The following is a 14430-nucleotide window of genomic DNA, read 5'->3' as shown; positions in this document are numbered from 1 at the left end:
CAGCATCCTGTCGGCATGACAGCCTACTGTCATAAAGCACGGCACCGACACAAGCTGGAGGCCCCGAAATGCCCCGCACCGTTCACCTCGCCGTCTACGACACCCTCGCCGACTGGGAGACCGGGCACGCCACCGCCTGGCTCGCCCGGTCCGGGTTCAGCGTCAGGACCGTCGGGGTCGCCGCCGACAAGGCCGTGACCACGATCGGCGGGACGCGGATCCTGCCCGACCTCTCGCTCGACGACCTGCGGCCGGAGGAGAGCGCGCTGCTGATCCTCCCCGGCGCCGACCTCTGGGACACGAGCGACGACCTCGCCCCCTTCGCCGCCACCGCCCGACGCTTCCTCGACGCGGGCGTCCCCGTCGCCGCCATCTGCGGCGCCACGGCCGGACTGGCCCGCGAGGGCCTCCTCGACGACCGCGCGCACACGAGCGCCGTCTCGTTCTACCTGGCCGCCACCGGCTACCAGGGCGGCGACCACTACGTCGACGCGGACGCGGTCACCGACGGCGACCTGATCACCGCCGGACCGACCGAACCCGTGGCCTTCGCCCGCGAGATCCTCGGCAAGCTGGGCGCCTTCGAGGGCGCCAAGCTCGACGCCTGGTACCGCCTCTTCCACGACTCGGACCCGGCGGCGTACGAGGAGCTCGACGCGTGAGCCGGGAGCAGCAGGACGCCCTGTCCCGCACCGCCCTCGGCGTCTTCCGGCTCAACGGCCAGTTCCTCGGCGTCTCCGAGAAGCTGGCCGCCCCCGCCGGCCTCACCGCCGCGTGGTGGCAGGTCCTCGGCGCCGTACTCCGCGAGCCGCTGCCGGTCGCCGGGATCGCCCGGGCCATGGGCATCACCCGGCAGAGCGTCCAGCGGATCGCGGACCTGCTGGTGGAGCGGGGCCTCGCCGCGTACGAGCCGAACCCCGCCCACCGCCGCGCCAAGCTCCTCGCCCCCACCCCCGAGGGCCGCGCCGCCGTCCGGCGCATCGACCCGGGCCACGCGGACCTGGCCGCGCGCCTGACGCGCGAACTCGGGGGCCTGGAGGCCTTCGAGGAGACCGTACGGGTCCTGGAGCGGCTCTCCAGGGCGCTGGAAGCCCTGGAGGAAGCCCCGTAGCCCCGCTCGGACGCCCCAACACATCGAGGGGTCACCCCTCGACCCCCATCAGCACTTCCGCGCAGGCGCTCCGCAACAGCAGCGTGTGGACGAACCGGTCCGGCTCCGTCGGAGGAAACCGCCACGACAGCGGCCAGGTCCGCCCCGTCAACGCCGGCACCGGTACGTAACCCACGTGCGCCGGACCGGAAGTGAACCGCGTGACCCCACGGGGCCAGGACCGGTGGGCGGTCGTCCCGGGCGGAACCAGGAAGTACACCCCGCGCCGGCCGTTCGCCTCGATGACGACGGGCCCGGGGTCGCCCCCGGTGAGCCGCTCTATCCGGTCCGCGAGGCGACGGCCGTCGTCACCGTCCACCCGTACCGCGTCGAATTGCACGCCGGCCTTGCGGAGCTGGAATCCGGAAACAGGAATCCAGCCCATGTTCACCGCACGATTCTCTGAATTCACGGAGACAGTCTGGCGCGTCGCCGCTAGCGTTTTCCACGACTGAGAGGACGCGTCGGCAACCCCTTGACCAGCGCCAACGCCCCTTGCAATCAGTCGAATTCGGCGGGGAGCAGTTGAGACCGGTTGAGATCGGTTGAGTCCGAATGGGGATCGCGATGGCGCGAGCGGAGAACAAGGAACCAGTCGGCCCGGCGGCGCGGATGGTGGCGGCCCTGGCCAAGAAAATGCGGCTACGGAAAGGGCTGACACAGGAACAGCTCGGCACCCGCATGGGGTACACGGGCGCGGCGATCAGCGCGATGGAGCGCTTGGTCCACCCGGTGAGCGACGAGATGATGGTCAAGCTGGAGGAGGTACTCGGCGACGGGATGGGCATCTTCGAGGACATGCGGGAGCTGGTACGGCTGGAGAAGCTCCCGGAGCAGTTCCGCGACTACGCGCCGATCGAACAGAAGGCGCGGGCCCTGTGGTTGTACGCCAACCACGTCGTCCACGGCCTCTTCCAGACGGAGGCGTACGCGCGGGCCCTGATCGCGGGCGGCTACCCGGAACCGACCCCGGAGCGGGTCGAGGAACTGGTCGTCGGCCGGATGGCACGGAAGCCGCTGTTCGACCGCAAGCCGACGTGCGAGATCGAGTTGGTGCTGGACGAGTCGGTGCTGACACGCGCGATCGGGACCGAGGAGATCATGCGCGAGCAGCTTCTTCACCTGGCTGAGTGCGCGCGGAGGCGGAACGTGAACCTTCAGGTGCTGCCGCTCAACGCGGGTCTCAGCGGCGAGTACGCGGGCGACCGAGGCAACTTGACAGTGGTCGAGACCCACGAACACGACCGTGTGACCTTCCTGGAGATCCAGGGCGAGAGCCTGCTGATCACCGATCGAGCCAAGATCAGCACGCACATGCAGCGGTATGCGAAGATCCGGGCACAGGCCCTGGACCCGCGCGAGACACTGGGCCTCATCGAACGGTTGGCGGGAGTACAGAGATGAGCGACACCCTGCACTGGTTCAAGTCCAGCTACAGCGACAGTGGCGGCGGCGAGTGCGTCGAAGTCGCCTTCGACTGGCGCAAGTCCTCCTACAGCGACGACGGCGGCGGCAACTGCGTCGAGGTCGCCGCCTGCCCCCACTCCGTCCACCTCCGTGACTCCAAGGTCACCGACGGCCCCACCTTCGCCGTCGCGCCGGCCGCCTGGAGCGCGTTCGTGGCCTGGCAGGACTGACGTAGCGGAGGTGTCCCGGACACGTCCGGGACCGTCTCCTCCATGTCCCGGACGGGGACGGGCCTTTCGCCCGGACCCGTCCGCGGCAAGAGTGGCGCCCGTCCGGCCCCGGAATGCCGGGGCCCATGCGACGGAGGAATCACTCGACATGATTGTTCCCAAGTTACTTGCCGGCGCCGGGGCTGCCGCCCTGCTCGCCCTGGGCGCCATGGCCGCTCCCGCGCAGGCCTCTCCGGCCCAGGCGCAGGGGTCCGACGTGGTGATCCTGTCCTGCCCGCCGCCGCCCACCTCACCGGCACCGCGAGCGGGCTACCGCTGCCTGTCGTCGTACTCGACCGAGGCGCAGTGCGACACCGGCGTCCTGCGTCACATCGCGGCCACCCCCGCCACCTCGGGGTACTGCCAGAGGCAGGGTGCGAGCTTCTGGGGATTCGTCAACAAGTACTGACACCACGGCAGCGTCTCCCGGGGCCCTCCGCCGAGGGTCCCGGGAGACGCGTGTCGATCGGGGGGCGTCAGCAGTACAGGTTGGCGCCCGTCGGCACGCCGAGGATCTGGGTGAACTGCTGGTACTTGGTGACCCGGCTCTGGACCTGCGCCGGGTTCTTGCCGTCGCACTCCAACGCTCCGTTGATCGAACGGATCGTCTGGCCGAAGCCCGCGCCGTTGACCATGGCGTTGTGGCCGGTCATCGTGCCGGGGCCGTTCTGGGTGTTCCAGTACCAGAGGCCGGTCTTCCAGGCGACGGCCGCGTCGCGCTCGACGCGGTACGGGTCGCCGAGGAGGTTGATGCCGAGGGCGTCACCCGCGGCCTTGTAGTTGAAGTTCCACGAGAGCTGGATCGGGCCGCGGCCGTAGTACGCCGCCTGGCCGGCGGGGCAGCCGTAGGGCTGGCCGCTGTCGCAGTAGTGGGGGTAGTTGGCCGTGTTCTGCTCCACGATGTGGACCAGACCGCCGGTCTCGTGGTGGACGTTGGCGAGGAAGGCCGCGGCCTCCTGCTTCTTCACCGTGTCGCCGCCGGTGGTGGCGAACGCGGGGTAGGCGCTGAGGGCCGCGGTGAGGCCGCTGTACGTGTAGAACGAGTTCCGGCTCGGGAACATCTGGTTGAACTGGGCCTCGGAGACGACGAATCCGGACGGTGCCGGCGGGGTCGTACCGCCGCCGCACGCGCCCTCGTCGCGCCAGACGTCCGATGTGCCGGGGCGTTCGTTCTGGGTCCACCACTTGGCGTACCAGTTACGGCCGTTGTACGAGGCGGTCATGCCGCCCGTGTAGACGCTGGAGGAGTTCCAGGCGCCGACGCAGGCGGGGGCCGCGCCCGCGGTGGTGACGGGGAGGAAGACGGCCAGACCGACGGCCGTGAGGAGTGCGGACAGGAGTATGAACAGTCGACGCATGATGCGCTCGCCCTTCCGTGGGGGAAGGCCAGCGAAGCGGCTTTGGTCTGGACCTGTCAAGGTCTAGACCAGTATTTGTGACGGGGATTGGTACAGGTTTCCTACCGCCCCTCAACACACGGCCTGCGTACGGCCGTTGGCGCGCGCACGCGTCGTAGGGGCCGAGCACCCCGTGGTGCTCGGCCCCTACGAACGGCTACGGCTCCCGCTAGATCATCAGGATGATGCGGCCCGGCCGGTGGCCCGCCTCCGCCCTGCGGTGGGCCTCCGCGACCTCCTCCAGCGGCATCACGTCGGCCACGCGGGTGATCAGCTCCCGGGCCGCCACCTTCTCCAGGGTCTGCTTCAGCCGGACGGCGTCCGGCTTGCCCAGGACGGTCTCCACGTGGATGTTCCGCTCGGCGCGGGGCGTACGGTCGGGGACGAGGGCGACGAAGGCGCCGTCGTCCTTCACGGCCTGGAGCAGCGGGGTGCCGAGGAAGGCGCCGTCGAAGACCGCGTCCACCCGCTCGGGGACCGCGGCGACGACCCGCTCGACGATCTCCTCCGGGGTGCCCCGCTCGACGCTCTGCTCGGCACCGAGGACCTTGAGCTCGTGCTGGTCGCCCTCATGGGCGATGGCCACCACCCGTACCCCGGCCGCTGCCGCGTACTGGACCGCCAGCCGGCCCACGACCCCGCTCGCCCCGGAGACGAGCAGCGTCGCCCCCGCCGGGAGCTCGAGCCGGTCCAGGCCCCGCTGGGCGGTGGCCGCGGCCAGCGGGACCGAGGCGGCCACGGTGTAGTCCACGTCGTCCGGGATCGGGGCCAGCCACTGCGGGTCCGCCCAGATGACCTCGGCGTACGTGCCCTCGCCGGTCAGCTCCTCGAACCAGGGGACGAAACCGGCCACGCGGGTGCCCTCCGGCATGCCGGGCGCCGGATCGATCAGCCGGCCCGCGAAGTCCGTACCGAGGACGAACGGGGGCCGCAGATCGCCGACGACGTCCGCGTACCGGCCGGCGCGGATACGCAGGTCGGCCTGGTTCACCCCGGCCGCCTTCAGCCGCACCCGGACGCGTCCCGGCCGCTCACCGGCCTCGGGCTCCGGCCGGCGGGCCATCCTCAGGACCTCAGGGCCGCCGTAGGCGGTCACTTCGACGACACGCATGGGGTTCCTCTCCGCCTGGCCCCCTCGTGGCCATTACACCCACGGTCACCACCCCCGGCAACCGTTGTTCGGCCAACCCGTGCCGGGCCCCGCGGGGGCGAGCTGAACGAAGGGAGAACTCCTGATGGCGGAAAGCGACCTCCCCCACGGGACCGCACACACGTCCGTACCGTCACGTCCGTGGACTGGGTCACCGCCGAGAACGTCATCGCCGTGGTCACCGCGCTGCTCGGTGTACTCGTCTCCGCCGGCGTGGTCGCGTTCGAACGCTTCCAGCAGCGGGGCAAGCGGCTCGGGTACCGCGTGCAGCTCAACACGCCCCTGCACGAGGGCGCCGAGACCACCGACACCCTGACCCTGCGGGTCGGCGAGATCGCCGAGAACGGCTCCACCCTGGTCCTGCTCCGGATCGAGAACGACGGCCAGCGCGAGATCGACCACGGGGACTACGTGCCGTCCGCCGACTCCGAGGGGCTGAAGATCACGTTCAGCGACAAGGACGTGAAGGCCGTGGTCGCCACCATCCCGCAGGACTACGCGCCGGTGCGGGACGAGATGCGGGCGGGGCCCGGACTGCGCAAGGAGGGCACGTCCGTCCTGATGCCGAAGGTGTCGCTGGAGCGCAGGCAGTACTTCAAGCTGCTCGTGATGCTCTCCGGCAGCGTGACGGAGCGCGCGATCCAGATCACCGGCACCCGGGACTCGGTGGACGTCCACCGCAACAAGTCGCGGAGCGTCGACGACAGGACACCGACCTTCAGCCCGGCCGCCCGGAACATCACCCTCGTCCTCGCCGCCTGCGTCCTCACCCTCGCCACGATCATCGTCCGCAGCGACGACCCGCCGCCCATCGGCTGCGCCCGGGGCACCCTCAAGGTCACCGGCTCCACCGCGTTCGCCCCTGCGGTGCGCGAGCTGGCGAAGAGTTACGAGCACGACTGCGAGGGCGCCACCATCGACGTGGACGCCCATGGCTCGACGGCGGGGATACGGGAGCTGGCGGCGGCGGGCGCGGCGAGCGGCAAGGGCGCCCCGGCGGTCGTCGCGCTCTCCGACGGCCGCAAGCCCGGCGGCTTCCCGCAGCTGCGGGAGAGCATGGTCGCGGTCTCCCTCTTCACGCTCGTCCTCAACGACGCGGTACCGGTCGAGAACCTCACCGTCGACCAGATCCGCGCCATCTACCGGGGCGAGATCGACAACTGGAACCAGATCGACGGCGGCCCCGACCTCCGCATCCTGCTCGTCAGCCGGGACGCCAACTCCGGCACCCGGGAGGTGTTCCAGCGCCGGGTCCTCGGCCGCAACGAGCCCGCGAACTCCTCCCGGGACTGCGAGAACCGGGACGACCGCCAGGCGCCGGTCACCCGCTGCGAACTGGACAGCACCGCCCAGGTGTTGTCCACCGTCGCCAAGCTGCCGGGGGCCGTCGGGTACACCGAACTGCGCGCCGTGAGCGGGCGGAAGGGGCTGCACCGGGTGGCCATCGACGGCCGCGTCCCGAACGTGGACGAGATCGGCTCGTCGACGTATCCGTACCGGGAGATCGAGTACGCCTACACCTGGGGCGAGCCCCCGGCCGACTCCCTCGCCTCCAGCTTCCTCACCTATCTGCGGCAGGGCCGCGGACAGGACGTCATCCGTACCCACGGCCATCTGCCCTGCGCGACACCCAAGGGGCTGCGGATCTGCGGCGAAGGATGACGCCCCGAGTGACGCCCCGGAAGACGACACCCCAGCTCGGCGGTCTGGCATCCTCTTCGGTCGTGGAACCTTTGGTGGAGCCTTTGAACGCGGAAGACCCGGTCAGCATCGGCCCGTTCCGTCTGCTCGGGCGGCTGGGAGCCGGCGGGATGGGCCGGGTGTTCCTGGCGCGTTCGTCGGGCGGCCGGACGGTCGCGGTGAAGGTGGTGCACGCGGAGCTGGCCGCGCAGGACGAGTTCCGGCGCCGGTTCGCCCGCGAGGTCGCCGCCCTGGAGCAGGTCGGCGGCACGGGCACGACCCCGGTCCTCGGGTCGGACACGGCGGCCGAGGCGCCCTGGGTGGCCGTCGGCTACGTCCCCGGGCCGTCCCTGCGGTCCGTGGTGGGCGAGGAGTTCGGGCCGCTGCCGCCCGCGACCGTACGCGCGCTGGCCGCCGGGCTCGCCCGCGCGCTCACCCATGTGCACACCGCCGGGCTCGTCCACCGCGACCTCAAGCCGTCCAACGTCCTGCTGACCGTCGACGGCCCGCGCCTCATCGACTTCGGCATCGCCCGGGCCGTGGAGACCGTCACCGACGGCGGACTGACGAGCACCGGCGCGCTGGTCGGCTCCCCCGGCTTCATGTCCCCCGAGCAGGTGCGCGGCGAGAAGCTGACGCCCGCCTCCGACATCTTCTGCCTGGGCTCGGTCCTCGTCTACGCGGCGACCGGCCGCTCCCCGTTCGGTACGGCGGACAGCGGCGTCCACGCCACGATGTTCCGCATCGCCAACGACGAGCCCGACCTGACGGACCTCCCGGCCGAGCTGGCCGGCCTGGTCCGGGCCTGCCTCGCCAAGGACCCGGCCCGCCGCCCCTCGGCCGCCGAACTCGTCGAGACGATCACGGTCGCCGACCCCTGGCTCCCGGCGGACGTCCTGGCCCGGCTCGGCCGCCACGCGGCCCGGATCCTGGAGGCCGAGCCGTCGCCGACGGCCGCCGGCACCGAAGGCACCCCGGGCCACGGCCCCGGCGATCCCACGCCCCCGCCCGCCCCGAAGGCACCGTTCACGCGGCGGCGTACCGGTCTGATCGCCGCGGCCACGGCCCTCGTCGTCGCCGCGGCGGCCACCGTCACGTACGTCTTCTGGCCGGACCCGGACACGGGCCGCGACGAGCAGAAGAACCGTGCCGGAGGGACGACCGGCGAGGTCTCCGCCCGCCCGTCGGGGATCGTGCCGGCGGCGTTCCTCGGCGCCTGGGAGGGCGTCCAGCGCGGTTCGGCCGACCACCCCCGCGAGACCGTCCGGATCGAACTCGTCCAGGGCGCCGCGAACGCGAAGGCGGCGACGTACGTCCAGGTGACCGACGAACGCCTCTGCATGGGCCGCTCCCGGCTCGTCTCCGCCGACGAGGACAAGGTGGTCCTCGGCGAGTCCGACGTCACCACCAGCGTGCCGAACGGGCGCTGCACCCCCGCCGCCCACCAGACCCTCACCCTGCGCTCCCCGGACGTCCTGGAATGGACCTCGGGCGCCGCGAAGGCGACGTTCCGCAAAGCGAGGACGGGCACGGACATCGTCCCGGCGACGCTCGTCGGCAGCTGGAAGATGCAGAAGGACCCGCTGATCTACGGCGAGAACGCCGACCGCTACACCGACGAGGTGACGATCACGCAGGGCCCCATCGGCGCGCCCGTCTTCCGCAACGTGCAGGTCTACCCCCGCCAGGACGACGAGGGCAACCTCACCGGCGACGCGGTCAGCTGCACCTTCACGGCCCTGCTGGCCGGCTCCGGCACGCCGCTGGTCATCGGCCCCGGGACCGCCGACCCGGACTCCTCGGACGCCGACTGCACCCACGGCGGCAACTCCGGCTACCTGACGCTCGTCCGCACGGAGGGCAAGGAACGGCTCCTGGTCTTCCCCATGCTCGACGGGGAGCCGGGGGAGTACGTCCGCCGCTAGTTCCTTCGGGGCATGCGAGAGGGCCCGCGCCCCGGGGTACGGGGTGCGGGCCCTGGCGCGGTCGGCGAGGGGAGTTACTTCAGGAACGAGTTGATCTCGATCGTTTCCGTGCGGCCCGGGCCGACGCCGATGGCGGAGATCGGGGCGCCGGACATCTCCTCCAGGGCCTTCACGTACGCCTGCGCGTTCTTCGGCAGGTCCGCGAAGGTCTGGGCCTTGGTGATGTCCTCGGACCAGCCCGGCAGCATCTCGTAGATCGGCTTCGCGTGGTGGAAGTCGGTCTGCGAGTACGGCAGCTCCTCGACGCGCTTGCCGTCGATCTCGTACGCGACGCAGACCGGGATCTGCTCCCAGCCCGTCAGCACGTCGAGCTTGGTGAGGAAGAAGTCCGTCAGGCCGTTGACCCGGGTCGCGTACCGCGCGATGACCGCGTCGAACCAGCCGCAGCGACGGTCACGGCCGGTGGTGACACCGCGCTCGCCACCGATGCGGCGCAGCGCCTCGCCGTCCTCGTCGAACAGCTCCGTCGGGAACGGGCCGGCGCCGACACGGGTCGTGTACGCCTTGAGGATGCCGATGACGCGGCTGATCTTCGTCGGGCCCACGCCGGCGCCGGTGCAGGCGCCGCCCGCGGTCGGGTTCGAGGAGGTGACGAAGGGGTACGTGCCGTGGTCGACGTCGAGCAGGGTGCCCTGGCCGCCCTCGAAGAGCACGACCTTGTCCTCGTCGAGCGCGTTGTTCAGGATCAGCGTGGTGTCGGCCACGTACGGCTTGATCTGCTCCGCGTACTGGAGCATCTCCTCGACGATCTGGGCGGCGTCGATCGCGCGGCGGTTGTAGAGCTTGGCGAGCAGCTGGTTCTTGCCCTCCAGCGCCGCTTCCACCTTCTGGGTGAGGATCGACTCGTCGTACAGGTCCTGGACCCGGATACCGACGCGGTTGATCTTGTCGGCGTAGGTCGGGCCGATGCCGCGTCCCGTCGTGCCGATCTTGCGCTTACCGAGGAACCGTTCCGTCACCTTGTCGAGGGTGACGTTGTACGGAGTGATCAGATGCGCGTTACCGCTGATCAGGAGCTTAGACGTGTCCACGCCTCGCTCGTTCAGTCCGCTCAGCTCGGAGAGCAGGACCGCCGGGTCGACGACGACACCGTTTCCGATCACCGGGGTGCACCCCGGGGAGAGGATTCCGGAAGGGAGAAGATGCAGCGCGTACTTCTGGTCGCCGACGACGACGGTGTGGCCGGCGTTGTTGCCGCCCTGGTAACGCACTACATAGTCAACGGATCCACCGAGGAGATCGGTGGCCTTTCCCTTGCCCTCGTCACCCCACTGAGCACCGAGCAGCACAAGTGCGGGCACAGGCGTACACCCCTTCCGGGTGGGGCATGTCCAAGGTCAGGGGGCGTACGCCGCCTCACCGGTGTGCCCCGGAATAGACGAAGCCCCTGGCGCAATAGCGCAAGGGGCTCTTGCACAAAGATGCTACCCGAGGAAGGACCGAGGTGTCGGATACCGACCAGCTGCTGGTCATCATCGACCCGGTCGCCCGCCGAAGTGACGGCGAGTCCGTACGGATCGCGAAAGATGTCCTGTGTGCGGGAGCAGAGGCGAAGATCTGCCTGCCGGACAGCCGGGAGGAATTCTCCCGGGCCCTTGCCCGGCGTGGCTCCCGGCGCCCGGTGGTGGTCGGCGACGACCGCGCGTTGCTACGCACGGTGAGCCTGCTGCACCGGGAGCGTGACCTCGGCGGCGGGGCGCTGTCGGTGGTGCCGATCGGCGCTCCGGGCTCGCTGGAAGTGGCGTGCGCGCTCGGCGTGCCGCGCGGCGCGGTGGCGGCCGCGCGGGCGGTGCTGGACGGGGTGACGCACCGGCTCGACCTGCTCGTCGACGACAGCGACGGGGTCGTGCTCGGCGATCTGGGCATCCCGGCGGTGCGCGTCGCGGCCGCCGTCCCTCCGACGGTCTGGGGCACCTGCCGTTCCCTGGTCCGCACCCTGGTCCGGCCGGCCCCGGCGCAGGCGGCGCCCCGGGTCCACCGGCTGCGGGTGGAGGCGGACGGCGTGCTGCTCAGCGATGTGAGCGCGCCGGTGGAGGGGGTGAGCGTACGGTCCCTGGCGGGCCTGGCCGCGATCACGATCAAGCCCCCGTCCGCGCCTCCCGTCCACGCCGACGCCCGCACCCTGACCGTCTCGGGCCCTGACTTCCGCTACCGCGCCGACACGGTGGTGTCGGGCCCCGTGCGCAGGCGGACCTGGACGGTGCGGGAGGGGGCCTGGGCGCTGACGCTGCCGAAGCCGTAGAGCTGTCGGGGCCCATCGGGGGGCTTGCGGCCTAGCTCTGGGCCTTGTGCTCGCGCCATCGGTCGAGGAGGCCCAGCATCTCCTTCTGGAGGAACTCGAAGAACTCGGCCGTGTCCGCCGTCCGCCGCCCCGCCGCCGTGTCCGGGCCGAGGATCTCCGAGCCGTCGCGGAGCACCTTCTCCCAGCGGGTCAGGATCGCGTCGCGGCGGGTGAGCGTCTCGTACCAGACCTCGTTGTGGAGGACGTAGCGGTCGCGGCGCGAGCCGGGATCGCGTTCGCGGCTGACCATGCCGACCTGGCTGAGGTAGCGGATCGCGCCGGAGACGGCGGCCGGGCTGATCCGCAGCTGGTCGGCGAGTTCGGCGGAGGTCATGGACGCGCGCTCGGAGGCGAGCAGGGCCGCGAAGACCCGGGCCGCCATGCGCTGCATGCCCGCCTCGGTGAGTTCGGCGGCGAAGCGCTCCACGAATCGGGACACGGCCTCGGGCGCGACGTCCGGCTCGGCTCCGGTCGCGGCCTCGTTCGCGGCTTCGGGCAGGTATTCGGGCACGGCCGCATCGTCGCCCGCGTCGGCCGTCGTCATCTCGCTCACGCCCCAACTTTATACGCTTCCTTAACTTCACAAGTTTGTGAAAGATGCGTACGTTCAGAAACATGACGAAGGCAATCACGGTGGCCGGACTGCACAAGTCGTTCGGCCGTACCCACGCGCTGGACGGCCTCGACCTCGCCGTCGAGACCGGTGAGGTCCACGGCTTCCTCGGCCCGAACGGCGCCGGGAAGTCCACCGCCATCCGCGTCCTCCTCGGCCTGCTGCGCGCCGACTCCGGCGCCACCCAGCTCCTCGGCCGCGACCCGTGGCGTGACGCCGTCGAGCTGCACCGCCGGATCGCGTACGTGCCCGGCGACGTGACGCTCTGGCGGAACCTCTCCGGGGGCGAGGTCATCGACCTCTACGGACGGCTGCGCGGGGGACTCGACAAGGCCCGGCGGGCCGAGCTGATCGAGCGGTTCGAGCTCGACCCGACGAAGAAGGGGCGGACGTACTCCAAGGGCAACCGCCAGAAGGTCGCCCTCGTCGCCGCCTTCGCCTCCGACGTCGACCTGCTCATCCTCGACGAACCCACCAGCGGCCTCGACCCGCTGATGGAGGAGGTCTTCCAGCGCTGCGTGGCCGAGGAGCGGGAGCGCGGGCGCACGATCCTGCTCTCCTCGCACATCCTCAGCGAGGTCGAGACCCTCTGCGACCGGGTCAGCATCATCCGCAAGGGGCAGACGGTGGAGAGCGGTTCGCTGGCCGAGCTGCGTCACCTCACCCGTACGAGCGTCACGGCCGAACTCGCGGCCGCACCGAACGGCCTCGCCCACCTGCCCGGCGTCCACGGCCTGGCCCTCCAGCAAATCGAGAGGGGTCAGGGGCATCGGGTGCGGCTCCAGGTCGACACGGACAAGCTCGACGCGGTGCTGCGCTCGCTGACTGAGTCGGGGGTGCGCTCGCTGACGAGCACGCCGCCGACCCTGGAAGAGCTGTTCATGCGGCACTACGCGGAAGAGGTGGCCGCGCGATGAGCACGCTCGCCACGCATCTGACCGGTACCGGCGCGCTGGCGCGGCTCGCGCTGCGCCGCGACCGGCTGATGATGCCGGTCTGGGTCCTCGTCACGGGCGGCCTGGTCGCCGGCGGGGTCGGCTCGCTGGAGGGGCTGTACGGGACGCGGGAGCAGCGCGCCGAGCTGGCCGCGTCGATGACCGCCAACAGCTCGATGCGCTCGCTGTACGGGCCGGTGTTCAGCGACTCGCTGGGCGGCCTGGTGGCGTGGCGCTTCGGGACGTTCGCCGCGGTGCTCGCCGCCGTGATGAGCCTGATCATCGTCGTACGCCACACCCGGGAGGAGGAGGAGACGGGCCGTCAGGAGATGCTCTCCTCGGCGGTGGTGGGCCGGCGCGCCCCGCTGACGGCGGCGCTGCTGGCGGCGCTCGTGGCCAACGCGGGCGTCGCGCTCGTCGTGACGGCGGGGCTCGCGGGCCAGGGGCCGGCCGGGGCGTCGGCCCTCGGCCTCGCGGTCGGCGGCACCGGCATGCTCTTCGCGACGATGGCGGCGATCGTCGCGCAGTTGACGGAGAGCGCGCGGCTTGCGAAGGGCCTGACGGCCGCGGTGCTCGGCCTGGCGTTCGTCCTGAGGGCGGCGGGGGACGCGGGGCGGTCGGACGGCACGTCGCCGCTGACCTGGCTCTCGCCGATCGGCTGGGCGGAGAACGTCCGGGCGTTCGGCGGGGAGCGGTGGTGGGTACTGCCGCTGATCGGCGCGGCGGTGCTGGCGCAGGCGGCGGTGGCGTACGGGCTGGCCGGGCGGCGGGACGTGGGCATGAGCTTCCTGCCGACGCGCCCGGGCCCGGCGAAGGGCCGGCTGGCCACGGCGGGGGCGCTGGCGTGGCGGCTGCAGCGCGGGAGCGTGCTCGGCTGGTCGCTCGGCTTCCTGCTGGGGGGCCTGGTCTTCGGCGGGATGGTGGAGGGCGCGGCGGACCTGGTCGGCGACAACGCGCAGGCGCGGGAGATCTTCGAGCGAATGGGCGGCCGGACCGGCCTGACGAACGCGTTCCTCGCGACGATGATCGGCATGTTCGGGATGCTCGCCGCGCTGTACGCGGTGGGGTCGGTACTGCGGCCGCACGGCGAGGAGACCTCGGGCCGGGCGGAACCGATCCTGGCGAACGCGGTGGGGCGGGTGCGGTGGGCCGCGGGCCACCTGCTGATCGCCTTCGCGGGCTCGGCGCTGATCATGGTGTGTGCGGGTCTTGGCCTGTACGTCTCCTACGGCCGTGACCTGGGCCCCGTCCTGGGCGCGTCGCTGGCCCAGCTCCCGGCGATCTGGACGCTTGCCGGGTTGGCGGTCCTGCTGTGGGGCGCGTTCCCGAGGGCGGCGGTGGCCGGGTGGGGCGTGGCGGGCCTGTGCCTGGCACTCGGCTGGATCGGCCCCGCGCTGGACCTTCCGCAGGAGGCCCTGAACCTCTCCCCCTTCGGCCACCTCCCGAAGCTCCCGGGGGCGGAGATGACGTGGGCCCCCGCCCTGACCCTCCTGGCCGTGGCGGCGGTCCTGACCGCGACGGGCCTCTGGCGCCTGGGCCGGCGGGACCTGACGACATCGTGAG

At 71.6% G+C, this 14430-nt stretch carries 15 protein-coding genes; 10 read left to right on the top strand and 5 right to left on the bottom strand.

The features are described 5' to 3' along the window. The first annotated feature begins 68 nt into the window (after positions 1-68). Together ACWF79_RS23220 and ACWF79_RS23215 are read left to right on the top strand one after the other, a co-directional pair. Positions 69-662 (top strand): DJ-1/PfpI family protein, encoded by a 594-nt coding sequence (locus tag ACWF79_RS23220; RefSeq protein ID WP_453730047.1) that lies wholly within the window; start codon positions 69-71, stop codon positions 660-662. After that, positions 659-1111, top strand: coding sequence for a MarR family winged helix-turn-helix transcriptional regulator (locus ACWF79_RS23215; RefSeq protein ID WP_453730046.1), 453 nt, complete (start codon positions 659-661; stop codon positions 1109-1111). The genes ACWF79_RS23220 and ACWF79_RS23215 overlap by 4 nt, the downstream gene beginning before the upstream one ends. Positions 1112-1142: 31 nt before the next feature. Here the strand turns inward: ACWF79_RS23215 and ACWF79_RS23210 are convergent, their stop codons facing one another. Then, the gene (locus ACWF79_RS23210; protein ID WP_453730073.1) at positions 1143-1535 is read right to left on the bottom strand and encodes a hypothetical protein; all 393 of its coding nucleotides are present in this window, start codon (positions 1533-1535) and stop codon (positions 1143-1145) included. A 182-nt stretch (positions 1536-1717) separates the two neighbouring features. On the opposite strand from ACWF79_RS23210, the gene ACWF79_RS23205 reads away from it, so the two are divergent. The 3 genes from ACWF79_RS23205 to ACWF79_RS23195 all read left to right on the top strand — a co-directional run bounded on the left by ACWF79_RS23205 (position 1718) and on the right by ACWF79_RS23195 (position 3235). Next, entirely contained in the window at positions 1718-2554 is an 837-nt protein-coding gene (locus ACWF79_RS23205) for a helix-turn-helix domain-containing protein (RefSeq protein WP_453730045.1), read from the top strand. After that, on the top strand, positions 2551-2787 hold the full coding sequence (locus ACWF79_RS23200) for a DUF397 domain-containing protein (protein ID WP_453730044.1): 237 nt from the start codon (positions 2551-2553) through the stop codon (positions 2785-2787). The genes ACWF79_RS23205 and ACWF79_RS23200 overlap by 4 nt, the downstream gene beginning before the upstream one ends. A 148-nt stretch (positions 2788-2935) precedes the next feature. Then, a complete protein-coding gene (locus ACWF79_RS23195) occupies positions 2936-3235 on the top strand; it encodes a hypothetical protein (protein WP_453730043.1) in 300 nt (99 codons plus the stop codon). A 67-nt stretch (positions 3236-3302) separates the two neighbouring features. Here the strand turns inward: ACWF79_RS23195 and ACWF79_RS23190 are convergent, their stop codons facing one another. After that, positions 3303-4184, bottom strand: coding sequence for a glycoside hydrolase family 19 protein (locus tag ACWF79_RS23190; RefSeq protein WP_453730042.1), 882 nt, complete (start codon positions 4182-4184; stop codon positions 3303-3305). A gap of 208 nt (positions 4185-4392) precedes the next feature. Then, entirely contained in the window at positions 4393-5334 is a 942-nt protein-coding gene (locus ACWF79_RS23185; protein WP_453730041.1) for an NADP-dependent oxidoreductase, read from the bottom strand. A 180-nt stretch (positions 5335-5514) separates the two neighbouring features. Here ACWF79_RS23185 and ACWF79_RS23180 point away from each other — a divergent pair, with 180 nt between their 5' ends. Next, on the top strand, positions 5515-7035 hold the full coding sequence (locus tag ACWF79_RS23180) for a substrate-binding domain-containing protein (protein ID WP_453730040.1): 1521 nt from the start codon (positions 5515-5517) through the stop codon (positions 7033-7035). A 74-nt stretch (positions 7036-7109) separates the two neighbouring features. Continuing rightward, the gene (locus ACWF79_RS23175; RefSeq protein WP_453730039.1) at positions 7110-8978 is read left to right on the top strand and encodes a serine/threonine-protein kinase; all 1869 of its coding nucleotides are present in this window, start codon (positions 7110-7112) and stop codon (positions 8976-8978) included. Positions 8979-9052: 74 nt separating this feature from the next. Here the strand turns inward: ACWF79_RS23175 and ACWF79_RS23170 are convergent, their stop codons facing one another. Continuing rightward, positions 9053-10339 (bottom strand): adenylosuccinate synthase, encoded by a 1287-nt coding sequence (locus ACWF79_RS23170; RefSeq protein ID WP_453730038.1) that lies wholly within the window; start codon positions 10337-10339, stop codon positions 9053-9055. Between the two features lie 143 nt (positions 10340-10482). On the opposite strand from ACWF79_RS23170, the gene ACWF79_RS23165 reads away from it, so the two are divergent. Next, positions 10483-11280, top strand: a complete 798-nt coding sequence (locus ACWF79_RS23165) for a diacylglycerol kinase (protein WP_453730037.1) — start codon at positions 10483-10485, stop codon at positions 11278-11280. Between the two features lie 31 nt (positions 11281-11311). On the opposite strand, the gene ACWF79_RS23160 is transcribed toward ACWF79_RS23165, so the two are convergent. Further along, positions 11312-11863: a GbsR/MarR family transcriptional regulator gene (locus ACWF79_RS23160; RefSeq protein ID WP_453730072.1), complete on the bottom strand. Its 552-nt coding sequence runs from the start codon at positions 11861-11863 to the stop codon at positions 11312-11314. 71 nt (positions 11864-11934) lie between these two features. Here ACWF79_RS23160 and ACWF79_RS23155 point away from each other — a divergent pair, with 71 nt between their 5' ends. Both ACWF79_RS23155 and ACWF79_RS23150 read left to right on the top strand, forming a co-directional pair. Beyond that, complete coding sequence (locus tag ACWF79_RS23155) at positions 11935-12849, top strand: ATP-binding cassette domain-containing protein (RefSeq protein WP_453730036.1); 915 nt, start codon at positions 11935-11937, stop codon at positions 12847-12849. Beyond that, positions 12846-14429, top strand: coding sequence for an ABC transporter permease (locus ACWF79_RS23150; RefSeq protein ID WP_453730035.1), 1584 nt, complete (start codon positions 12846-12848; stop codon positions 14427-14429). Before ACWF79_RS23155 ends, ACWF79_RS23150 begins: the two co-directional genes overlap by 4 nt. Position 14430 lies beyond the last annotated feature (1 nt).

It is taken from the genome of Streptomyces sp. NPDC054975 (assembly GCF_053609105.1).
Note: the sequence above shows the minus strand (reverse complement) of the source record. Positions and strands in the feature narration are given on the sequence as shown.

Coding starts and splice junctions, on each gene's coding strand:
- ACWF79_RS23220 (WP_453730047.1), top strand. CDS start 69: ATGCCCCGCACCGTTCACCTCGCCGTCTACGACACCCTCGCCGACTGG.
- ACWF79_RS23210 (WP_453730073.1), bottom strand. CDS start 1,535: ATGGGCTGGATTCCTGTTTCCGGATTCCAGCTCCGCAAGGCCGGCGTG.
- ACWF79_RS23205 (WP_453730045.1), top strand. CDS start 1,718: ATGGCGCGAGCGGAGAACAAGGAACCAGTCGGCCCGGCGGCGCGGATG.
- ACWF79_RS23200 (WP_453730044.1), top strand. CDS start 2,551: ATGAGCGACACCCTGCACTGGTTCAAGTCCAGCTACAGCGACAGTGGC.
- ACWF79_RS23195 (WP_453730043.1), top strand. CDS start 2,936: ATGATTGTTCCCAAGTTACTTGCCGGCGCCGGGGCTGCCGCCCTGCTC.
- ACWF79_RS23190 (WP_453730042.1), bottom strand. CDS start 4,184: ATGCGTCGACTGTTCATACTCCTGTCCGCACTCCTCACGGCCGTCGGT.
- ACWF79_RS23185 (WP_453730041.1), bottom strand. CDS start 5,334: ATGCGTGTCGTCGAAGTGACCGCCTACGGCGGCCCTGAGGTCCTGAGG.
- ACWF79_RS23160 (WP_453730072.1), bottom strand. CDS start 11,863: ATGACGACGGCCGACGCGGGCGACGATGCGGCCGTGCCCGAATACCTG.
- ACWF79_RS23155 (WP_453730036.1), top strand. CDS start 11,935: ATGACGAAGGCAATCACGGTGGCCGGACTGCACAAGTCGTTCGGCCGT.
- ACWF79_RS23150 (WP_453730035.1), top strand. CDS start 12,846: ATGAGCACGCTCGCCACGCATCTGACCGGTACCGGCGCGCTGGCGCGG.